23 protein-coding genes are annotated in these 22,856 nt (G+C 36.5%); 18 read left to right on the forward strand and 5 right to left on the reverse strand.

Annotation, left to right across the window (positions count from 1 at the left end; translation table 11 throughout):
- Positions 1–287 precede the first annotated feature (287 nt).
- Together OLM61_RS07100 and OLM61_RS07105 are read right to left on the reverse strand one after the other, a co-directional pair.
- Positions 288–1,715 carry a tetratricopeptide repeat protein gene (locus OLM61_RS07100; RefSeq protein WP_264525695.1) on the reverse strand — a complete coding sequence of 476 codons (1,428 nt, stop codon included), beginning with the start codon at positions 1,713–1,715 and terminating at the stop codon, positions 288–290.
- 169 nt (positions 1,716–1,884) lie between these two features.
- On the reverse strand, positions 1,885–2,427 hold the full coding sequence (locus tag OLM61_RS07105) for a hypothetical protein (protein ID WP_264525696.1): 543 nt from the start codon (positions 2,425–2,427) through the stop codon (positions 1,885–1,887).
- Positions 2,428–2,798: 371 nt separating this feature from the next.
- On the opposite strand from OLM61_RS07105, the gene OLM61_RS07110 reads away from it, so the two are divergent.
- The 4 genes from OLM61_RS07110 (at position 2,799) to OLM61_RS07125 (ending at position 5,588) form a co-directional block, all read left to right on the forward strand.
- Entirely contained in the window at positions 2,799–3,332 is a 534-nt protein-coding gene (locus tag OLM61_RS07110; protein ID WP_264526409.1) for a hypothetical protein, read from the forward strand.
- A gap of 335 nt (positions 3,333–3,667) precedes the next feature.
- A complete protein-coding gene (locus tag OLM61_RS07115) occupies positions 3,668–4,225 on the forward strand; it encodes a YdeI/OmpD-associated family protein (RefSeq protein ID WP_264525697.1) in 558 nt (185 codons plus the stop codon).
- Positions 4,226–4,286: 61 nt separating this feature from the next.
- On the forward strand, positions 4,287–5,186 hold the full coding sequence (locus OLM61_RS07120; protein WP_264525698.1) for a PhzF family phenazine biosynthesis protein: 900 nt from the start codon (positions 4,287–4,289) through the stop codon (positions 5,184–5,186).
- A gap of 36 nt (positions 5,187–5,222) precedes the next feature.
- Positions 5,223–5,588: a hypothetical protein gene (locus OLM61_RS07125; protein ID WP_264525699.1), complete on the forward strand. Its 366-nt coding sequence runs from the start codon at positions 5,223–5,225 to the stop codon at positions 5,586–5,588.
- A gap of 46 nt (positions 5,589–5,634) precedes the next feature.
- Here the strand turns inward: OLM61_RS07125 and OLM61_RS07130 are convergent, their stop codons facing one another.
- Both OLM61_RS07130 and OLM61_RS07135 read right to left on the reverse strand, forming a co-directional pair.
- The gene (locus OLM61_RS07130) at positions 5,635–6,765 is read right to left on the reverse strand and encodes a DinB family protein (RefSeq protein WP_264525700.1); all 1,131 of its coding nucleotides are present in this window, start codon (positions 6,763–6,765) and stop codon (positions 5,635–5,637) included.
- 150 nt (positions 6,766–6,915) lie between these two features.
- Positions 6,916–7,143 carry a CDGSH iron-sulfur domain-containing protein gene (locus OLM61_RS07135; protein WP_070906333.1) on the reverse strand — a complete coding sequence of 76 codons (228 nt, stop codon included), beginning with the start codon at positions 7,141–7,143 and terminating at the stop codon, positions 6,916–6,918.
- 450 nt (positions 7,144–7,593) lie between these two features.
- Between OLM61_RS07135 and metG the strand changes: the two genes are divergently transcribed.
- The 11 genes from metG to OLM61_RS07190 all read left to right on the forward strand — a co-directional run bounded on the left by metG (position 7,594) and on the right by OLM61_RS07190 (position 17,992).
- A complete protein-coding gene (gene metG, locus OLM61_RS07140) occupies positions 7,594–9,651 on the forward strand; it encodes a methionine--tRNA ligase (protein WP_264525701.1) in 2,058 nt (685 codons plus the stop codon).
- 97 nt (positions 9,652–9,748) lie between these two features.
- Positions 9,749–9,916 (forward strand): hypothetical protein, encoded by a 168-nt coding sequence (locus OLM61_RS07145; protein WP_264525702.1) that lies wholly within the window; start codon positions 9,749–9,751, stop codon positions 9,914–9,916.
- Between the two features lie 200 nt (positions 9,917–10,116).
- On the forward strand, positions 10,117–11,451 hold the full coding sequence (locus tag OLM61_RS07150; RefSeq protein ID WP_264525703.1) for an AAA family ATPase: 1,335 nt from the start codon (positions 10,117–10,119) through the stop codon (positions 11,449–11,451).
- Positions 11,452–12,138, forward strand: a complete 687-nt coding sequence (locus tag OLM61_RS07155) for an RloB family protein (RefSeq protein ID WP_264525704.1) — start codon at positions 11,452–11,454, stop codon at positions 12,136–12,138.
- A gap of 26 nt (positions 12,139–12,164) precedes the next feature.
- Positions 12,165–13,052 carry a DMT family transporter gene (locus OLM61_RS07160; protein ID WP_264525705.1) on the forward strand — a complete coding sequence of 296 codons (888 nt, stop codon included), beginning with the start codon at positions 12,165–12,167 and terminating at the stop codon, positions 13,050–13,052.
- 245 nt (positions 13,053–13,297) lie between these two features.
- Entirely contained in the window at positions 13,298–14,005 is a 708-nt protein-coding gene (locus OLM61_RS07165; protein ID WP_264525706.1) for an HAD family hydrolase, read from the forward strand.
- Positions 14,005–14,634: a chloramphenicol acetyltransferase gene (locus OLM61_RS07170; RefSeq protein ID WP_264525707.1), complete on the forward strand. Its 630-nt coding sequence runs from the start codon at positions 14,005–14,007 to the stop codon at positions 14,632–14,634. The genes OLM61_RS07165 and OLM61_RS07170 overlap by 1 nt, the downstream gene beginning before the upstream one ends.
- A gap of 49 nt (positions 14,635–14,683) precedes the next feature.
- Positions 14,684–16,129 (forward strand): hypothetical protein, encoded by a 1,446-nt coding sequence (locus tag OLM61_RS07175; protein ID WP_264525708.1) that lies wholly within the window; start codon positions 14,684–14,686, stop codon positions 16,127–16,129.
- Between the two features lie 94 nt (positions 16,130–16,223).
- On the forward strand, positions 16,224–16,742 hold the full coding sequence (locus OLM61_RS07180; RefSeq protein WP_263362227.1) for a ferritin: 519 nt from the start codon (positions 16,224–16,226) through the stop codon (positions 16,740–16,742).
- A gap of 82 nt (positions 16,743–16,824) precedes the next feature.
- Positions 16,825–17,013, forward strand: coding sequence for a hypothetical protein (locus OLM61_RS07185; protein WP_017495881.1), 189 nt, complete (start codon positions 16,825–16,827; stop codon positions 17,011–17,013).
- A 286-nt stretch (positions 17,014–17,299) separates the two neighbouring features.
- The gene (locus tag OLM61_RS07190) at positions 17,300–17,992 is read left to right on the forward strand and encodes a DUF2461 domain-containing protein (protein WP_264525709.1); all 693 of its coding nucleotides are present in this window, start codon (positions 17,300–17,302) and stop codon (positions 17,990–17,992) included.
- A 64-nt stretch (positions 17,993–18,056) separates the two neighbouring features.
- Here OLM61_RS07190 and OLM61_RS07195 read toward each other — a convergent pair whose 3' ends face one another.
- Positions 18,057–18,386: a single-stranded DNA-binding protein gene (locus OLM61_RS07195; RefSeq protein WP_264525710.1), complete on the reverse strand. Its 330-nt coding sequence runs from the start codon at positions 18,384–18,386 to the stop codon at positions 18,057–18,059.
- Between the two features lie 174 nt (positions 18,387–18,560).
- Here OLM61_RS07195 and OLM61_RS07200 point away from each other — a divergent pair, with 174 nt between their 5' ends.
- Genes OLM61_RS07200 through OLM61_RS07210 form a run of 3 tightly spaced genes read left to right on the forward strand, consistent with a single transcriptional unit; the run spans position 18,561 to position 22,852 of the window.
- On the forward strand, positions 18,561–20,090 hold the full coding sequence (locus OLM61_RS07200; RefSeq protein ID WP_264525711.1) for a carbon-nitrogen hydrolase family protein: 1,530 nt from the start codon (positions 18,561–18,563) through the stop codon (positions 20,088–20,090).
- The gene (locus OLM61_RS07205) at positions 20,087–20,434 is read left to right on the forward strand and encodes a hypothetical protein (protein ID WP_264525712.1); all 348 of its coding nucleotides are present in this window, start codon (positions 20,087–20,089) and stop codon (positions 20,432–20,434) included. The genes OLM61_RS07200 and OLM61_RS07205 overlap by 4 nt, the downstream gene beginning before the upstream one ends.
- Before the next feature lie 12 nt (positions 20,435–20,446).
- Positions 20,447–22,852, forward strand: a complete 2,406-nt coding sequence (locus tag OLM61_RS07210; RefSeq protein ID WP_264525713.1) for a M28 family peptidase — start codon at positions 20,447–20,449, stop codon at positions 22,850–22,852.
- Positions 22,853–22,856: the final 4 nt, after the last annotated feature.

Below are 22,856 nucleotides of genomic sequence, written 5' to 3' on the forward strand. Positions count from 1 at the left end.
CTCTTTTGCAACGTTAATCTTTATCTTATGAAAACCTATTTGGACATGGATTGTTATTCATTAACAACAAAAACAACCGCATAAGTAAGTTCCGAAGGAACAACAAATTTTGTAACAACGGATTTTAATCCGTTGAAAATAAAGCGTCTTCAAAATTAAGTTCCGGAGGAACGATACATTTCGCAACAGCTTTAACCACAACAATGATTTTCAATTCATTTTAATACATAACGACAGAGGTCCTGTATCCTCAAAAAGGCGTTTCAATTCATTTACAAGCCTATTCATTACTCTTTAATCACCCTAAAAGTTACTGTCGAATCTGCTGTAGTCACTTTCAGCACATAAAATCCGGAAGATAAAGTCGAAATATCTATTTTTCCATCAGTACTTTTGCCTTTTAAAACGGTAACAGATTCAAAATTAAAAAACTCATAATCGAAGCTTTCGGCATCAAAATCTTGTATTGAAATCACCGTTTTTGCAGGATTCGGAAAAACAAAAGGCTTTTTGGTAATTGCAATATCCGACCGGGTATTCTGGCACGCGCTTTCTAATAAAGAGGGCAAATCTGTTTCGTCATACACTAAACTATAATTGAGTTCTTTTGCTTTCTGAAACCATTCGCAGGCTTTTTTGTACTTATGCTGATCCAGATAAATGATGCCGAGATTTTTCATGGCATACGAATTGTTTTTGTCTCTTTCTAATACCGATTTCAAATCGGCAATTCCTTTCTCTGATTCTCCTAATTTATGATACAATAAACCGCGGACAGTTCTTAAATCTCTGCCTCCGTAGGCCGAAGTTTGTTCGGTAATTACTTTTTCAGATACAAAAGCTAAGGCAACATTTTCCATTGCTTTCTCATATTCTCCGCTATCGCTGTACAGTCGTGCAAGTCCCCATCTTGCGTATGGGTGATCCGGTTTTACCGCTATGATTTTCTCCAAATAAAAACGTGCCAGATCGTCTATCTTTCTGCGTTGAAGCAATGACGCAAAGTTGTACAGAATACGCAAATCGTCGGGAGCACTCTTTATTGCTTTATGGTAATACTGAATCGCAAAATTATCCATTTCACGCGAAGCATAAAGAAATGCTAAACGGTCATACAGTTTGCTTCTAAACAGATCCTTTTTTTGTTCTAATGAATCGGCCAGAGCGATACTTTTATTTTTCGGATCTTTATCAACCGCATATTCTACCTTTTTCAAATCTTCAAGAGCCAAAGTAATATTGCCAAGACTCACGCTTAACACACCGCGATTGTACATATCATTAACTTTTGTGGGATTGTAATTGGTTTTAACATTGATTTCGGTAAGCAGCTTAAGAGCCTTTTTTACCGTTTCTTCCCTGTCTTTAGTAAACGGCAGTTTATGATCGGTTCTGCTTATTTGTTTTCCATGCGAAAAATTCCAGGTGACTAATTTCTCTCCTTGTTGGTTGTACTGAAAACAATCGGAATCTTTTAGACCTTTTTCGTCATAATAAAAAACCTCATTTAATTTTCCATTCGGATAATAGGTTTTGGTACTGTCCGGATTGTTATCTGGTCCGTACCAAATTTGTACCGAAACGACATGATCGTCATAATAATAACGAGTAACATTATCAGCGGCATCCGTACCTTTTACCTGAGCTGATAAGGCAACAGGCAAAAACAACAGGGCAAAGGTTCTTTTTATACAGCTGAAAATTTGTGCGCTCAAAATTTTATTGGTTATGCAGAAAATGCATTTTGGGTAAAATTATTTGTTTTCTATCAATAACATTTTCAATTCATCGGTTTTTAAATAAGCCGCAAACCTGCCTGATAACAACAAAACTTCTCTTTCTTCGAAAAAACTTTACGGCTTCGCGCCATAGCTAGACTAAAAACTAAGCCCTCTTAATCTCATGTCCCACAAATTCCTCCAAAGTCGCAAACATATCGTCTACAGAAAGGACTTCAAAATCGGGATGATTTTTTAAGAAGTTAGCATTCAAGGTAACCAGATTTTCCTCTAATTCATAAAACGTATCGTTGTTCAGCAAATCACGTGTTGGATTAACGCCTTCCAGTTTTCCGCTTACAAATTTATTAAGCTTTACACTGCTCATCAATTTGACTTTTTTGCTTTGCTGCTGGAACAACTCCAGGTGTTTTTCGGCACCAATCAAAGCCAGCCCTTCTTCAATAAGTTCGTTTAACTCTTTATTCCAACCCGATTTATAGACAAACTGAGCAAAATTCCCTTCAACATATTGCGAATAGTAATAATCCAGATAATAACTCATCAGGGCATCTTCATGAATAAATTCGTCATCAACCCCTTCTTCACGCATTAAATTGATTACCGAAATGTTTGAGTGAATCACATCCTGAAGATTTTCACTGTTCATTGCCGTTTCAGAAACTATTATTCTACCAAATTCCTCCATTTTGATTTTGTTTTGAGATTGATTTGCAAATTTCGGAGAAATAATAATAGGAATGAGAATATTTTTTTTGGCGTTTCCCTCCGGGCCGAGCTATCCGCTGCAAGTCCTCGCACTTCCTTTGTCAGGCTGCGGGCTTTTCGCTACTATCCCTAACGCACATTCGTGTTTATAATAAGAGATCGTTTTGAAGGAAAAAATATTATTTTAGCATTGAGAACAAAACTGGGCATCCGGAAATTGAAGTTTTTGGATATCATGATATTGAAGAGTTCAACTACTATCAGAACTAAACAATCTTTACGCTTAAAAAATATAAATTGAGAATAACTACTAATTCAGAATTTGAAGAGACGTTTTCTTTCCTAAAAAGAATGGGGAACACAATCCCGAACGCAAAGGCCTCTTTCGAATTATTAAAAGATTTGAATCCGGAAACTGCGAATTTACAAGCTGAAATTCTGATTTCTGCGATCCATAAAATCCAGTATCAATCTAACACCAATAGTTATTTCTACTTTTATTTCCCGATAGTCAGTCATATCCTGTATTACAAACCTCAACAAGAAACAGCTCTTTTAAAATTTTTAGTAGGTCCGAACTTCGCAAACGGAATCTCCGAAGTGGATGAAATGATTTCAATTATCAAAGGAGCAATGGATTTTAAACTGAAGGAAAACAATTTTTATTTAACCCCGGAAAGCCAATTTTGGGTTATAAATGAACTTCAAAAATTAGAAACAGAGATTCAAAGAGAATATAGACAGCTGTTGGAAAGAACTGGAGGAATAAAAAGTATGTTCCAATTTAAACAGCATCCGATTCATCACTATTCTTCTTTTCATTCATTTTTGCCACTAAAGCTTTCAAACGCAAAGCCTGCGCTTTTTTTTCTTCCTGAAGCTTAACCTTTTTTCGTTTTAGTAATTTGGTATGCAAAGCCTTGTTTTTGCCATTTTTTTCGGGTCCTTTTGCCATAATGAATGTCCTTATAATTAGTTTTACAAAGATAAAGAACTAATTGCAAAGACGATTAATTACTAACTTTGAGCAGAGAATAAAATTATAAACACATAGAAACATCGTTTTTGTTTGCTCAAAAAAGACGTTTCGCTTAATTTTAATGCACAGAGCTGGCTATGTAAAAGAAAGATGTTTCCTTTTGCCTTCTATATTTCGCTAAACCTATGTTTCTATGCGTTGGAATATCCTTTTTTCATTCAATGCACTAACTTAACCCAAAATGACACCAACCTTCTTCGATACCCAGGAAAAATTCAGAACATGGTTAGAAAAACATCATCAAAAAGAAACCGAACTTTTAGTTGGTTTTTATAAGGTGAGCAGTAAAAAACCGTGTATGTCGTGGTCAGAATCGGTAGATCAGGCGCTATGTTTTGGCTGGATCGACGGCATTCGAAAATCGATCGATAATGAAAGTTATACGATACGGTTTACGCCCCGAAAGAAATCCAGTATCTGGAGCGCCATCAACATCAAAAAAATCGAAGACCTCACCAAAGCCGGACTCATGATGCCCGAAGGTCAAAAAGCTTTTGAATTTAGATCTGAAGAAAGATCCAAAATTTATTCGCACGAAACTGCCCCTTCAGTTCTTAGTCCCGAATTTGAGAAACAGTTTAAAGCACACCCAACTGCCTGGGAATATTTTGATAACCAAGCGCCCTCGTACAAAAAAGTAATGATTCACTGGATTATGACTGCCAAGCAGGAAAAAACCAGGCTTTCGAGATTAGAGAAAGCCATACAAATAAGTGAAGAACAAAAACGAATGTTATAAACGCTGTTGTTTTGAAATGCTATAAACTGTAACTTTATTCCGTTAAAAAAAAGAAAAAGCGATGAAAGGAAGAACAGCATTGGAATATTACGTTTTAGATGTATTCTCAAATAAAAGCTACAAAGGCAACCCGTTGTCGGTCGTTTTTACGGATGGTAATCTAGACATCGAAACTTATAAAGATATTGCAAAAGAATTTGGCTATTCTGAAACTTCATTTGTTTATTACTCCAAAGATCAAAAAGCGCTAAATGTGCGTTCGTTTACACCTATCGGTTTTGAAATTGATGGCGCAGGACATAATTTATTGGGTGCCGTTTGCGGAGCATTGCTAAAAGAAATACCCATTTTTGAGGAACAGGACGAGCACAACCGTTTTGTAATCATGAAGAATTCTCCAATACCAATCACCGTAAGCTTTGATCCTAACACACTTGATCCTATCGTGCAAATGCACCAAAAATCGGCTGAGATTAAACGAGAAATTCCAACTTATAAAATAGCCGTAGCACTGGGTTTAAAGATTGAAGACTTGGACAGTAACGACTTTGTGCCTACCATTGTAAAAACCGAAGTTGCCCACACTATGGTTCCAATCAAGAACAGTCAATTGCTGAACGAATGTGTTCCCGATAATAAATTGCTAATCGAGATTTCGAAAGAATACCAATCCGAAGGTTTTTATTGTTTTACCATTAGTCCAAATGAAGACCATATTGTCGAAACACGATTCTTTAATCCGATCATCGGAATAAACGAAGACCCTGCTACCGGAACCGCCGCCGGACCACTGATTGGCTTTTTGACTCAGAAGAAATTTACGAAATCCAATCACGAATATAAAATTCTACAAGGAGTTAAATTAAAACAAGCGTCGATGATTGAAGTCATGAACAGAGCCAATGATATTTTGGTTGGAGGTTCGTCTGTTATAACAATGCGCGGAGAACTATACTTATAATACCTCCGTTTTTTAAAATTAAACCTTTAGATCATAATGCCTGATTTTAAAAATAAAACATGGGTACTCAGCGATTTTATACCATTCGTACAGGCAAAAAAAGATCGCGCTCTTACCTACGACAGCAACTATTATTACAGTGTTTATGTGCCGGATCATATCGATTCTCTTTCAGCTGAAATGACCGTGTACATTGGAGACACCTCTGAAATTGACGACGATGATAACGAAATTTACCCTCCGGAGGTTCTTGAAATAAATTTTTGGTTTGGGTATTCCTGCGATAATTTTCAGGATGTTATTGATTTGGCGACAAAACAAAACCAAAAAGTTAGTATTTCTCAAATAGTTGCCTGTCTCAATCATTACAGCCAATACGATAACTTCTTAGATATAAACTAAAAAAGCTGCACATGATGCAGCTTTTTTTTATGAAAAACAGGAACTTTTATTTTTTAATTTCCTTTGGTAATGTTGGTTTCTGCTGAGGCGGAATTCGTTTCTTTAAAAACAGAATCTGTCCTAAATGGCTGGATTGATGCTCCATAACATGAAACCAGCAATATTGGTTTGTCCAATCGTATCTTTGCTGAACTTCAGCAAACCAGGCATCATCTCTTTTCTTTAATTCCTCAATAGTTTTAGCTCTTACTTCATTATAAATATCTAAATAATATTGTACGTCGTGCCCCTTAAATTCATCACGTCCGCCCTGATCTAAGTTTAAGGCAGCATCCCATTTTTTCTTCTCTTCTTCATTAAACCCTCTGTTTTCGAAGGTAAAAACCTGATAATACTTTTCGGCAGCCGCAAGGTGCATTACCAATGATCCGATTCGGTTGGCTTGTTCGTCATGCAAATAATCAATTTCGTATGGACTCATATTCTTCACCGCTCTTTCTACACGAGCCTTAAGGTCTTCAAGCATCGATATCATGTCTCCAATTTTTGGCGATGCGCCTTCCACATTCCCAATTTTCGCTTCTAATCTTGGTTTAATACCGCTTCCTTCCAGCAGCAAACTGTTTTTACCGTCGGTACTGGATTTGTCAAGTGTAATTTTATACTCTTTCACTTTTACATAAGCATCTTTTGAAATGCCCAGACCCCATTTCGGAATCTCACCATTTTTTAAAGGTGTTTCAAAACTTGGATTTAAAACTGCCAATGGTTCAAAAACACCTTTGTCGTTTTCGATCAGCAATTCGAATTTATCAAAATAAAACTTCCCGTTATACAAACAAAGACCTCCAAAACTCAATGATTTACTATTTTTATCGATGGTCCCTTCCACAGTATACGATTTCCATTCGTTTGATTTAACAGGTCTGTCACTCATATTATCAAAAAAACCGTCCTCGTCATTCTTGGTATCTACTCTGGCCCAAACTCCTGCCCAGGACTTAGGTTCGGTAGTCTCTACTTTTACCGATGCAATTACTCTGAACTTTTTCTTTACAGGAGATTGAATTTCTATCGTCTGATTGAAAGATGTCCAATCACTCGAAACCGTCTTTTGTGTTTGGGCATGAGCCAAAACAAAACATAAAAGCAACAAGGGGGTTACCAATTTTTTCATTCTTTATATTTTTAAAAATTTAGGTAAATATAACACACTTTTTTAAGGAAATAACTTATCATAATTGAGAAATTAAGCAAAAATGAAAACAAAAAAAGCCACATCAGTTTAGATGCAGCTTCTTTATCAGAATAACCAAAAACGATGTTCTTAGTTTGTTTTCATTGGTGGTAAATCAAATGCTTTTGACTCGTGTTCGAAATTATTACGGTGTCCGCCATCGCAAAAAGGCTTGTTTGCCGATAATCCGCAACGGCAAAGACCCAATGCAGATCTTCCTTGTAGTCCGTAAACAGCTCCTTCAGAATCCATGATTTCGAAATCGCCTTCTATTTTTATTGATCCGTTTTTATTGATAATCAGTTTTGTCTTGCTCATATTAATTGCCTTTTTCTTGTTTTTTTGAACACAAAGGTTGCGAAATAAATCCTGAAGATTTTAACAGGGATGCTAGTTTAAACTGGTTCTATTTTATGGGTTATTGTGCAGAGATTCGCAAAGATTAATCGTACTGTCCGGCTGAGCGAAGTCGAAGCCTCCTGTTAAGAGTCACTTTGCATGGCTTCGACTTCGCTCAGCCAGACGATCGGTACTATTGTCATTTCGACCGAAGGGAGAAATCACACTCGCTTATAGACAAAGATTGTGGAGTTCTTTTGTGATTTCTCCCTCCGGTCGAAATGACATAAAATGAGAAAAACTTCACGCCTTCACGACATCCAAAAAACAAAATTCTTCACGAATCTCTGTGCTTTTTCTCTGTGAAACTCCGCGCAATAACAAAATCTCAATTCTATTGCTTATTTTTGCACTCAATAAAATTGAGTTATGATACAGAATCCAAAGAGATATACTATTACGGCAGCCTTACCATACACCAACGGACCTATCCATATTGGCCATTTGGCGGGGGTTTACGTGCCTGCAGATATATATTCGAGATATTTACGTTTACAAGGAAAAGATGTTGCGTTTATTTGCGGAAGCGATGAACACGGTGTTGCAATTTCGATGAAAGCCAAAAAAGAAGGAGTTACGCCACAACAAGTTATTGATAAATACGACGGTGTGATCCGTAAATCGTTTGCTGATTTCGGAATTTCATTTGACAATTATTCCAGAACTTCAGCTAAAATTCACCATGATACGGCTTCGGAATTCTTTAGAACCCTGTATGATAAAGGCGATTTTATTGAAGAAATAACCGAACAATTGTACGATGCCAAAGCCAATCAGTTTTTAGCGGATCGTTTTGTGGTTGGAACCTGCCCGAAATGTGGTAATGAAGAAGCATATGGAGATCAGTGTGAAAAATGCGGATCGACTTTAAATGCGACGGACCTGATTAACCCAAAATCGACAATTACCGGAGAAACGCCAATCTTAAAATCAACGAAACACTGGTTTTTACCCTTGGACAGATATACCGATTTCTTAACAGAATGGATTTTGGTTGGACATAAAAACGACTGGAAACCCAATGTTTACGGACAAGTAAAATCATGGGTTGACGGCGGACTTGAGCCTCGTGCGGTAACGCGTGACCTTGACTGGGGAATTGATGTTCCGGTTGAAGGTGCCGAAGGAAAAAAATTATACGTTTGGTTTGATGCCCCTATCGGATACATCTCGTCTACTAAAGAATGGGCTGCCCGTGAAGGAAAAGACTGGGAACCTTACTGGAAAGACGAAGACACCAAACTAGTTCACTTTATAGGGAAAGACAATATTGTTTTTCACTGTATTATTTTCCCGGCGATGTTAAAAGCCGAAGGAAGTTATATTTTACCGGACAACGTACCTGCAAATGAGTTTTTGAATTTGGAAGGAAACAAACTTTCGACTTCTAAAAACTGGGCAGTTTGGTTACACGAATATTTAGAAGAGTTTCCGGAGAAACAAGATGTCTTGCGTTATGCCTTAACGTCAAACGCACCTGAAACTAAAGACAACGATTTTACCTGGAAAGATTTTCAGGCGAGAAATAACAACGAACTGGTAGCGATTTTTGGAAATTTCATCAATCGTGTAGTCGTTTTAACCAATAAATATTACGACGGATTTATTCCAAAACCGAATGATTTCAACGAAGTTGACGAGGCTGCTTTGGCAGAATTGAAAGCTTACCCGGCTGTTATTTCAAGTTCGGTTGAGCGTTACAGATTCCGTGAAGCTTTAGGTGAATTGATGAATGTAGCTCGTTTAGGAAATAAATATTTAGCCGACGAAGAGCCTTGGAAAGTAATGAAAGACAATCCGGAGCGTGTAAAAACTCAAATGTATGTAGCCTTACAAATCGCTGCTGCGCTGAGCATTTTGGCTGAACCGTTTTTACCTTTTACTGCCGCTAAATTATCCAAAATCCTGAAAAATGAAGGCAAACTGAAATGGAATGATGTTGCTGAAAATTCAGAATTGATTCCGGAAGGCCACCAAATAGGAGAAGCCGAATTACTTTTCGCAAAAATTGAAGACGAAGAAATTCAAAAACAAATAGACAAATTGGAAGCTACAAAAACCGCTAACCTTGCCGAAAGCAAACAACCTGAGCCACAAAAAGAACTCATTCAATTTGAAGATTTCGCTAAAATGGATATTCGTGTTGGAACTATTTTGGAAGCAGAAAAAATGCCAAAAGCCAACAAACTTCTGGTACTGAAAGTAGATACCGGAATTGATGTTCGTACAATCGTTTCAGGAATTGCAGAGAGTTTTTCTCCGGAAGAGATCATCGGAAAACGTGTTTCGGTTTTGGCCAACTTAGCGCCAAGAGCACTTCGCGGTGTAGAAAGTCAGGGAATGATCCTGATGACTACAAATGCCGAAGGAAAACTTGTTTTCATCAATCCGGATGCCGATGCTCCGAATGGTGAAACGGTAAACTAATTGATTTAATTAGAAAATATGACAATTTGATAATGCGATAATTTTCTAAATTTATAAACCCGACAGGTTTTAAAAACCTGTCGGGTTTGCTGAACAATTGTCCGAAATTTTCGAGGTCATTCTGGTAACGGAGACCGGCGACGATCAGGATCTGCGAACTAAAATGATGAACTGCATCAAAACCAGTAAGATGTTAGCGAAAGCGCTTGAACCATTTTCTGACCTGCAAATTAAAGAGGCCTGCGGTAAAATTTTGAATGCTTAACACTCTCTTAAACGCGTGAAATTGACAACTGATTCACGCGTTTTTCTTTTTTAACAACCTTTCTTTTCAGTTAAAGTTTACGAAAAAAACGATTAATAATTTTTTTTAAGTTTATAATATTCGTTATTTTACACCAAAAACACACCTTTTAACGAAAAAATCGTAAAACCATGCTAATCCGTTTTGTTGTCAGTAACTTTATGTCTTTCAAAGATGAGACAGAATTCAATATGCTTCCCGCAAAAGGAAATGGCTCTCGTCAACTCACTAATCATATAAAAAAAACCAAATCTGGCGTTGAAGTTTTAAAAACGGCAGCAATTTATGGGGCAAATGCAGCAGGAAAAAGTAATTTGATAAGAGCAATTGCCTTCTTGAAATCTATCGTAATAAATGATGTCGAACTATTAGTGCCGCAAAGCAAAAGATTCCGTCTTGATGAAACCTATCTTGATAAACCTTCAACTTTTCGAATTGAATATGAATACCAAGGAATTCATTTTGATTATGCTGTAGAAATTTTTAAAGGAAAAATAAAAGAGGAGTGGCTCTATTTAATAAATTCAGTTAAAAAAAACAACGAAGAACTTTTATTTAGAAGAAAGAATAAAGATGTTGAGTTCGGAGAATACTTTAAAAGCAAAGATGATGTTTCATTCGCTAAAAAATTCCTTAAAAAACAACTTAAAGACAATCAAACTGTTTTAAATAATTCCTATTCCCTTTTTGAAAGTACTAATATTTTAGATAAAATCTGTGAAGCTTTTTCAAAACTTCATACCGTTTTTCCAAACTCTATAAATATTGAATTTACTCAATCGGTTTTATTAGGAACTAAAAAGCTAGATTTCGTAAGTAAAATGCTCACAAACAGCAAAACTGGAATTGAAAAAATTGTACTAAGGAAAGTCGAGTCTGACTTATTCTTTGGATTAGACGATGTTAGTTTCAAAAACAATCTTATCGATCAAATTGAATCCAGCATTCAAAATGATGCAAACAACACAAAAGAAAAATCGCTTGTTTTTACATATAGAAATAAGCACTTTAGTTTCATAAGGGAAAATGACAAATACTTTGTTCTTGTGTTATGCACTCAACATGAAAATTCAAGTTTTGCATTTGATTTTAGTGAAGAATCTGATGGTACAAATAGGCTTTTCGAACTATCTCCAGCTTTCGAAGAATTATTGTATGAAGATGATTTTGTATATATTATTGATGAATTAGAAAGAAGCATGCATCCTTTATTAGCTAAAGAACTTTTAAAAACATATTCATTAAATTCAAAAACTAATAGTCAATTAATTTTCACCACTCACGAAAGCCATTTATTAGATGATAATTTGCTTCGCCGGGATGAAATATGGTTTACAGAAAAAAAATCTGATGGCAGTACAGAATTTTATCCGTTAAGTAACTTTAACCCTAGAGGTGACAAAGTCTTAGAAAGAGGTTATTTAGAAGGACGATATGGAGGAATACCATTTTTAGGAGATTTTTCAAAATTAATTACTGAAGAAAATCTTTTATAAATGGAGCGTAAGAGATATACATTAGATGATTACAACAAAAAGGCCTCTTTTAAAGACGCAACTAAATTCTTCATTGTTTATGAGGGAGAAGATAAGGAACCTAAATATTTCGGAACTTTTAATAATTTATTTTTTGAACCTAAAAAAGCCAGTATTTTACACGTTTTTGAAAAAGACACTAATATTAAGGGCTCTCAACCAAAAAAACTAATAGAAAGAGCAAAATCTTTTATTGAAAATCCACCTAAGGATTTACCTGTAACTCCGTCTGCAGATGACAAATATAGGTTTGTGCTTGATGTAGATCAACATCCAAAAGAGGAATATCCAGAACTAAAAAAATATTGCGAAAGTCTAATTGATGCAGATTTATTTATAAGCAATTATTGTTTCGAAATATGGCTATTATTTCATTTAGATGAACCAGAAAATATTATATGTAAAACTAGTAAAGAATCAAAAACAGAACTCGGAACAAAACATACCGATTCAAAAATAAAAAACTATCCTAAAGGGTATTTAACTCATGAATATCTTTTGAAAGCGATCGAAAGAGCTGAAAAAGCTGACGCAAATAAAGATGATTATTTTCCTGCTGAAAAGTCAACAAAAGTATACTTATTAATGAAGGAACTTCTTAAATACTCAAAAATTAATATTGAAGTTATTGATCCCAAAATAATATAAGCCTTTTGCTTTACAAATAATAAACAATGAAAATCACCAAACCAAGATTAGCCTTAATTTGCGGAATACTTTGTATTTCGATTTTTCCAATATTGGTTAAACTGAAACTGGCGCCCGGATTGATTTCGGCTTTTTACAGAATGTTTTTTGCTGTGATTTTACTTTTACCTTATGTAATCATCACCAAAAGTTTTAAACTTCCAAAAACGAAGCCTTTTCTTCTGGCGGTACTTTGCGGTATTTTATTCTCCTCAGATGTTGCAGTTTGGAATATTGCTATTCAGGATTCGAGTGCTACACAGGCTTCTTTACTTACCAATTTATCGCCGCTTTGGGTTGGAATTGGGTCTTTTTTCTTTCTTAAAATACGACCAGCCACCAATTTCTGGATCGGAACCGTGGTTTCGCTATTCGGGATGGTCACTTTGGTAGGCTTTAGCTTTTTTATGGATTTAAATTTTGATCAGGCCTTCTTGTTTGCCGTTTTATCGGGTATCCTCTATTCGATTTATCTTTTGGTGAGCAAAAAAGTACTATCTGATGTTGATGTTTTGTCCTTTATGACCATTAGTTTATTGGCTTCAAGCGTTTACTTGGCCGTACTTTGTTATGCTTTGAATCAGCCTTTCACCGGTTTTTCTGATACGGGTTGGTTTGTATTGGCACTTCAGGCGGTAATTTGCCAATTGTGTGCATGGCTTTCTATCAGTTACGCCACCCAGCACATGCGTGCCACAAGGGTTTCACTAAGTTTATTGAGTCAGGCTGTAATTACATCCATTTTAGCTTGGTTGTTTTTGGAAGAACAAATAACTTTACAAATGGTTTTCGGCGGAATCATTTTGCTCTTCGGAATTAGAATTACGTTCTATGATAAAACGATTTCTTTAAAGAAGCTTTTTTCTAAGAATTAGATTGAGTGCTGTTTGCCCGCGGATAAAACAGATTATACTGATTTACGCAGATTGATTGTGCCAAAATTCGTGAATTCGTGACGAAAAATTCTCCCGCAGATTTAGCAGATCTGGCAGATTATTCCAGAATCATTGAAATCATTTTAATCTGTGGCAAAAAAATTAGTGCTAATTCGTGCAATTCGTCGTAAAAAAACCTGAAACAAAGAAAACCTGAAACCTGAAACAAAAAAACATCCTTACCTATGTTACATAAAAACAAAATACCCAACTTAAAAGTAATCGCATTTGATGCTGATGACACTCTATTTGTAAACGAACCTTACTTTCAGGAAACAGAACATAAATTCTGTGCTTTGATGGAAGATTACCTTTCTCATCAGGGGATTTCGCAGGAATTATTCAAAATCGAGATCGAGAATTTATCTTTATACGGTTACGGAATCAAAGGTTATATTTTATCGATGATTGAAGCGGCCATAAACATTTCAGATAAAACCATTCCGATTGAGGTTATCGAAAAAATCATCCAATATGGAAAAGAGTTACTCGAAAAACCGATCGAACTGCTGGACGGAGTCGAAGAAACGCTAAAAACGCTACACGGAAAATACAAACTGGTTGTCGCTACAAAAGGCGACCTGAAAGACCAACACAGCAAGTTGCACCGTTCGGGTCTGGGGCATTATTTTCATCATATCGAAGTAATGTCGGACAAACAGGAAATTGATTACACCAAATTACTAGGACGTTTAGACATCCAGGCAGATGAATTTCTGATGATCGGAAACTCACTAAAATCGGATGTTTTACCCGTTTTAGGAATTGGAGGTTATGCGGTACACATTCCGTTTCACACCACCTGGGAACACGAAAAAATCAATCACAAAATAGAACATGCGCATTTCAGTTCTTTCGAAAAAATTACTGAAATCCTTCAGAACTTATTGTAATGAAAACACTTTTAGACTTAGAAAACTGGAATAGAAAAGAACATTTTGCACATTTCATTCAAATGGAAGAACCCTTTTTTGGCGCCACCGTTGAAATTGACTGTACGCAGGCTTATGAAACAGCAAAAAGTCTTCAATCTTCCTTTTTCATTTATTATTTACACAAAACACTCGCTGCTGTAAATGCAATTGAGAATTTTAAATACCGTATTTCCGGAGATCAGATCTACATTAACGATCGCATCGATGCCTCGGCTACTATCGGACGTGCAGACGGTACTTTTGGATTCTCGTTTATGGAATACAATCCCGACTTTAAAATCTTTCAAAAAACGGCTTTAGAAGAAATCGAACGCATTCAAAACACCACGGGTCTTTTTACAAGATCTTTTGAGAATGATAATTTAATTCATTTCTCGGCCATTCCGTGGTTGAATTTTACTTCGCTTTCGCATGCCCGCAGTTTTACCTTTCCGGACAGCTGTCCAAAGGTTTCTTTTGGAAAAATGATGACCTCGCCAACCGGAAAAAGAACCATCGCCATGTCTGTTCATGTGCATCACGCCTTAATGGACGGATTGCACATGGGACAGTTTGTTGATTATTTTCAGGAATTAATGAATCAATAACTCCAAAATAAAGGCTTAAATTTGGAATGATATTTGTCGATAAAAGCACATGAAAAAACTACTTCTTTTCTTGTTACTAGCCTATCAGTCAACACTGTTGAGTCAAACCATTTTGGCTTCCTATCCGCTAGATTTAAAAAGGTACGATCAGAACAATTACATCTTAAATGTCGAAGATAAGGCAACAAAGGATGTATTTGTTTTTGCTACAAACACTCAAAATCTCACTATTTTGAGATACAACAGTGCCTTGTTCTTAAAAGATGAATTCACATTATCGCGTACCAATCTCGAAAAGAGATCCATTATTGGCTATAGTTTCAGCCCAGACGGGAATCCAACTCTTTATTGGGCTTCCGAGGATTCTTCGGACATTTGGGTCATCAAATATTATCTAGAAACCAAAACCTATAAAATTTTAAAATTTCAATATCCCTCTTCAACTGAATATATCGTTGCTAAATTCCAAAGCAATAACTTATTCTATCTGCTTTCCAAAGACGTTTCGCGTCATACCTTGACGGCTTACGTTTTTAAAAACGGAATTGTGGAAGAACGCATATTTGATTTCTCTGCTTTTACTTTTCAGAATAAAAAAACCCAGCCTTTGTCTTTCAGCCAGATCATTCAGGAAAATCCAATTATAAAAATCGATCCGGACGACTATACTCCTTTAGACAAAGCCTCTAAAAAAAGTAAAATTTATATCGAGAACAATCATTTTATCCTGACGTTTGACCATAATCCAAAAGAAACACAGCTTTTTGATCTGAATTTGGAAAATCAGGATGTTATTGAAAAGAAAATTAAGCAGTCTGAGACTAAAACAGCTCGAAAAATAAGCAACTCTTTTTATTATGAAAAGAAACTTTATCAGATCAATGCCAACGAAGATGAACTGTTGCTTGACATTAGGAATTACGATTCAGACGAGCTTATAAAAAGCATCCGAATTGCAAAAGAAGATACGATTCGTTTTAAAACTTCTCCTTTGTTTGTTCAGCAAGGCGGCGAACGTCAACCAAGGACATTAAAAAACACCAAGAGATTTCTGCAGCATTTGTCGTCTTTAGAAATAGGCTTATCGGTTTATGAAAATGGAACAAGCACCTTTATGACACTGGGAGGAACACCACGTGTTGGTGGCGCTTATTACACGGTAATGAATGATACTTTTACCTGGGACTATCTGCCGGTTGTAAACGACGAAACCGTATTTTTTGAAACTGCTCTAGATGAAAAATCTGAATTTATTGGCAAAGATCCGGCGCCAATGGCACTTGACAATCTGTATTATTACCTCAACACCAATAAAAAAGTGATCTTGGAGAATGTCTTGAAATTTAACGATTATTACATTTTAGGCTATTACGATACCGGCTCCAAACAATACACGATGCGTAAATTCACTGATGGATTTCCGGACGATCAAATGCAAAATCCAATCATCGACAAGGCTACTTTTTCGAAACCTTTTTCTTTTGAAAAACCTTAAATTTATTGAGAATTAATCCAAATGTCTGATGTTTTCGGATTTGAAAAAAAGGGAATGGATTATTTTTTCTAACTTTACAAAAAAGACACATATTATGTTATCAAAAAATATTGAAACAGCTTTAAACAAGCAAATTCGCATAGAGGCAGAATCTTCGCAAACCTACCTTTCTATGGCTTGTTGGGCTGAAGTACACGGACTTGAAGGAATTGCTCAATTTATGTACACACAGTCAGACGAAGAGCGCGCACACATGCTAAAATTAGTAAAGTATGTAAACGAACGCGGAGGTCACGCTCAGATTACCGACCTAAAAGCACCTAAAACATCTTACTCTACCTTTAAGGAGATGTTTGAAACGCTTTACAACCATGAGATTTTTGTTTCAGAATCTATTAACGAGTTGGTACACATTACTTTCTTAGAAAAAGATTATGCTACCCATAATTTCTTACAATGGTACGTATCTGAACAAATTGAAGAGGAAGCTACAGCTAAATCGATCTTGGATAAAATTAACTTAATTGGAGACGACAAAGGCGGACTATACTTGTTCGACCGTGATATTCAACAGTTAACGGTTACCAGCTCGATCGCTATCAACCCAAAATAAAAAAAGTTAAAGTTTATTTAGAATATATAAAAATAACATTTTTCTTTTATATTTGCCTCTGTTTTTATAATACAGAGGAAAATTGAGCAAGAAAGAAAAAGACAAGGACAAAAAAAAGGATAAGAAGAAAAAGAAGAATAAAGCTGCTATCCTTGAGAACATTAAGAAGTTGGAAAACTGTAAATCTTCTTGTTGTGAGAAATACAAAAAAAGTGAAAAGAAACGTTGTTCACGTTGTCCTATGTTTGATTTATTCAAAAAAACGGCTTAACAATTATATACAAACCCACCATCTGGTGGGTTTTTTAGTTTAATGCCCTGAATACCCACAATAGAATAACTAGTATTCTTTTGAAAAATCCGTTTTTATCCGCGTCTTCGTGAAACGAATCCGCGTCATCTGCGTGACAATACAGAAGAAGCTCTTAACTTTTGCAATTGACTCGCACAATCCTTAAATCTTTGTGTAACTTTGTTGTTATCCGTTTTTATTTCTACGGTTAAAAACGAATTTCCTTATTTTTAATATAGATCCTCAAAAAGACGCAGCATTACTTATGGAAAACCAAATTACGATACCCAAATCCAGTCTTGATTTTCTGACTCAGGTTAAAAAAAACAATAACAAACCCTGGTTTGATCTGCACAAACCAAAATACTTAATCGAATTAAATCATATTGAAACCTTTGCAGGAGCTTTGCTTCAGGAGCTTTCTAAAACAGATGTTCTGGAAACAGCCTCGGGTAAAAAAAGTGTCTACCGAATTTATCGCGACATTCGTTTCTCCAAAGACAAAACTCCTTTTAAAACCTTCTGGGGAGGCAGCTATACCAGAGCCACAAAAGAAAGACGTGGTGGTTATTACTATCATCTCGAAAAAGGAAACAGTTTTCTGGCCGGTGGTTTCTGGGGACCCAACGCTGCCGATCTGAAACGCATCAGAGCCGAATTTGGTCACGATCCTCAACCCATGCAAAAGATACTGCAGTCAGAGTCCTTCGTGAACAATTTTGGCAGCTTACAGGGAGAACAGCTCAAAACAGCCCCTAAAGGTTATGATATAAACCATGAAGCTATTGATTTACTTCGCTACAAACAATTCCTCGTTATCAAACGTTTTACTGATGAAGAGGTACTAAGTCCTGATTTTCTGGAACAGGCCCTTGATACTTTCAAAAACATGAGACCCTTTTTTGATTACATGAGCGAAATTTTAACAACAGATACCAATGGCGCTTCTGTACTATAAATAAAAAATAAACCCGACAGGTTTCAAAAACCTGTCGGGTTTGATTATTAAATCGTGGCGTTATTTATTTCAACAATAAAATTTCGCTGACAACCACTTCGGTAATAAACTTTTTCTCTCCGTTTTTATCGTCGTAACTTCTATGCGTCAGTTTGCCTTCAACGGCAACCTCTTTTCCTTTCACGACAAACTTTTCGATAATTTCGGCTGTTTTGCCCCAGGCGGTAACACGATGCCATTCGGTTTGTTCGACCTTCTGTCCTTTGTCGTTGGTATACTTTTCGTTGGTAGCGATATTCAAATGCGCTAATTTTTTTCCGTTTTCTAATGTTTTAATTTCCGGATCGTTTCCTACGTTCCCAATTAACTGTACTCTGTTTTTCATTGCATTCATGGCGTATAATATTTAAATGTTAGTATAAGTGAATTCGTTAATCAAATTCAACAAGGCAAAGATGCGACACACCTCTGCAATTATCCGGTTAACAACTATTTACTTTCGGTTGTAACTATTTGTAAGCGTTTGTAAATGGAAATTATTTTGTATATTTGAGAGAAACCTTACGATATGCAGACAAAAATCAATAAAGTCGAATTGCGAAATTTGGAATTCGATGACTATAAGCAGCTAAAAGATTCTATGGTAGAATCGTATCCCGAAATGGCCGATTCTTACTGGAAAGAAGGTGATATTAAAAGATTACTTTCTATTTTTCCCGAAGGGCAGCTTGTTATACTGGCGGATGGAAAAGTCGTAGGATCCGCTTTATCGTTAATTGTGGACGAAAAGCTAATCGACAAAAGGCACAACTACAAACAAGCAACAGGAAACCATACTTTTTCAACCCATAATAAAAATGCCGAGATTCTGTATGGAATTGATGTCTTTATTCACCCCAACTATAGAGGTTTACGTTTAGGCCGACGTTTATACGACGCCCGAAAAGAACTTTGCGAACAGTTAAATCTAAAAGCAATTGTTTTTGCCGGCAGGATTCCAAACTATGCTCAGCACTCTAAAAAGCTCACTCCCAAAAACTATATCGACAAAGTAAAACACAAAGAATTACACGATCCTGTACTCTCTTTTCAGTTAAGTAATGATTTTCACGTACTTCGAATTATGAAAAACTACCTCGAAGGCGACGAAGAATCAAAAGAATTTGCAGTGCTTTTAGAATGGAACAATGTGTATTATGATGAAAGTCCAAAATTGATTAACCTCGAAAAAAGTGTTATTCGTCTGGGACTGATTCAATGGCAAATGCGTCCGCTTAACAATATCGAAGAGTTTTTTGAGCAGGCGGAGTTTTTTATTGACGTGGTTTCCGGTTACGGAAGTGATTTTGCACTGTTTCCCGAACTTTTTATTGCGCCTTTGATGGCCGACTACAACCATTTGTCTGAAGCCGAAGCCATTCGCGAGCTGGCCCGTTATTCTGATCCCATCAGAAAGCGTTTTCAAGAATTTGCCATCTCGTACAACATCAATATCATTACCGGAAGTATGCCTTATTTAGACAATGGCAACCTCTACAATGTTGGTTTTCTGTGTAAGAGAGACGGAACTTCGGAAATTTATACTAAAATCCACGTAACACCGAATGAAGTACAGCATTGGGGAATGAAAGGGGGTTCTCAATTTAAAACCTTTGACACCGATTGCGGGAAAATTGGTATTCTGATTTGCTACGATGTCGAGTTTCCGGAACTTTCGAGAATAATGGCCAACGAAGGAATGAATATTTTATTTGTTCCGTTTTTAACCGATACTCAAAATGCATACACCAGAGTAAAACACTGCTCGCAGGCGCGTGCCATCGAGAACGAATGTTATGTGGCTATTGCCGGCTGTGTGGGTAACCTGCCAAAAGTAAACAATATGGACATTCAATATGCCCAGGCCTCTGTTTTCACACCTTCTGATTTTGCTTTTCCAAGCAACGGAATTAAAGCGGAAGCAACACCAAATACAGAAATGACGCTTATTGTTGATGTCGATTTGAACCTCCTAAAACAACTTCACGAACACGGAAGTGTACGTACGTTGAAAGACCGAAGAACGGATTTGTATGAAGTTAAAAAAATAGATTCATGAAAACATGCCTTGAATGCTCTGAGAAAATTGTAGGCAGGGAAGACAAAAAATTCTGCTCGGACAGCTGTAGAAATGCCTACAACAATAAAATAAACAAAGACAGCACAAATTTCATGCGTAATGTGAACAATAAATTACGGAAAAATTACCGAATTTTGAGCGAACTAAACTCTGAAGGTAAATCTAAAGCAACGAGAGATAAAATGATAAATAAAGGTTTTGATTTCGATTTCTTTACCAATATCTTGCAGACCAAAACAGGAAATACCTACTATTTTCTGTACGACCAGGGATATCGCCCTTTGGACAATGATTATTTTATGCTTGTTAAGAAAGAAATATAGTACGTATTTACCATGAAAAAAAACCAGACCTCAATTCTAGCCGTAATTTGCATTCTTGCCATTCTTAGTATTATATACGCCACAATGATGCCTCAGTTAATTTCCAAGGGAGATGAAGCCCTTGCTGAATTTTCAACGGACCGGGCTCTAAGTCAAGTCAAAATTATCGCTCAAAAACCGCACTATGTAGGTTCACTTAATCACGAACTGGTAGCCAATTATCTTAAACTGGAACTCAACCGAATTGGACTCGAAACCAGTGTTCAGGAAGGTTTTACGTTAAATGATTGGGGAATATTGGTAAAATCAAAAAATATACTTGCCCGCATCAAAGGGACCAACAATACAAAAGCACTTTTGCTGCTCTCTCATTACGACAGTGCGCCACATTCTTTCTCAAAAGGTGCAGGTGATGACGCTTCGGGTGTTGCAACTATACTAGAGGGAATCCGTGCTTTCTTGTATGCCAAACAACCTCATAAAAATGACATCATCATTCTTTTTTCAGATGCTGAAGAATTGGGTTTAAATGGCGCGGCTCTTTTTGTAAACAACCATCCATGGGCAAAAGACGTAGGTTTGGTACTGAATTTTGAGGCCAGAGGATCGTCAGGACCAAGTTATATGTTAATGGAAACCAACAAAGGAAACAAAGCATTGGTTGAAGAATTTTCGAATGCAAAAACTACTTATCCCGTTTCCAACTCATTAATGTACAGCATCTACAAAATGCTTCCAAACGATACCGACTTGACGGTTTTCAGAGAACAAGGAAACATTCAGGGATTCAACTTTGCTTTTATTGACGGTCATTACAACTACCACACCCAGCAGGATGATGTACAGCACCTAAGCAAAACCACGCTGGCACACCAGGGAACTTACCTCATGCCTTTATTAAAATACTTTTCCAATACCGATCTAAATGCGACAACATCAACTGAAGATTATGTTTACTTCAGTGCTCCGTTCTCCTTCATCAGTTATCCTTTTTCATGGGTATTACCGATGACCATTATTGCTTTGGGATTATTGGTTCTATTCATTTTTATTGGAAAAGCCAAACGTGTCATCACTTTCAGAGAAATATTCAAAGGATTTGTTCCGTTATTGGGATCGATCGTGATCGCGGGGCTGGTAACCTTTTTGGGATGGAAAATTATTTTGCAAATCTATCCGCAATATTCTGATCTCCTAAATGGATTCACCTACAACGGCCACGCTTATATCGGCGCCTTTGTAACGCTTAGTATTGCCATTTCGTTTGCTTTCTACCACCATTTTTCAGAAGCTAAAATTACCATGAACCATTTTGTAGCACCGCTGCTACTGTGGATCATTATTAATGCATTTGCCGCAAACAGCTTAACGGGTGCAGGTTTTCTGATTATACCGGTATATTTTGGTATCCTTCTGTTCGCCGTTTTTGTTCTTACCCAGCATTATAGTTTAGGACTTAACCTGCTGTTTAGTATTCCGGCATTCGTTATCATAGCGCCTTTTATCGTAATGTTTCCGGTTGGTCTTGGATTAAAAATCCTTTTTGTGAGTGCTATACTTACCGTACTACTTTTCGGATTGGTATTGCCCATCTTTGGCCCGTTTGCCAAAAAAGGAATCTGGACGATCTTTTTCTTTGCGGTTTCCATTGGCTTTTTTGTTTATGCAGGATATCATTCCGACTACGAGCACGGAAAAGCAAAATCAAACAGTTTGTTATACGTTTATAATGCCAATACTAATTCTGCCACATGGGCAACCTACGATGTCAATTTAGACGATTGGACCAAAACGTATTTAGGACAAACAAATCAGAAAGCGGTTGGATTAAATACATTACCAATAGCCAGTAAATACAGTTCAGGTTTTACTTATAGCGCAATTGCCCCTGTTATACCTCTTGCGAAACCAACAATTGCCTTCCTAAAAGACAGTGTGGTAGGCAATAACCGCTATTTAAAAATAAAAATCATCCCAAACAGAAAGGTAAATCGTTACGATATTTATGCCAATCCAAAAATGACCTTTTTCAATTTTAAAGCCAATGGAGTTACAACTTTAGGGCAAAAAGGAAACCGTCTGGAGCGTAATGGCATGAAAATATTATCCTACTATGTGGTAGGCAACGAACCTTTGGTAATGGACTTTTACATTAACAAATCATCTGTTCTTGACATGGATTTGATAGAAAGTTCGTTTGATTTAATGACAAATCCGCTACTTAAAGTAAAACCAAGAAGCGACTGGATGATGCCAACACCTTTTGTTTTAAATGATGCCGTATTGATTCAGCAGAAAATAAAAAGATACACGGCAGCGGTAACTGCTCCTGTACCTGCAACAATAGCCAAAGACAGCACTGCCGTAAAAAAAGACAGCTTAAAACCTCTGGCAAAACCAATTGTTAAACCGCAATAAAACC

It is taken from the genome of Flavobacterium sp. N502536 (assembly GCF_025947345.1).
Taxonomy (GTDB): domain Bacteria; phylum Bacteroidota; class Bacteroidia; order Flavobacteriales; family Flavobacteriaceae; genus Flavobacterium.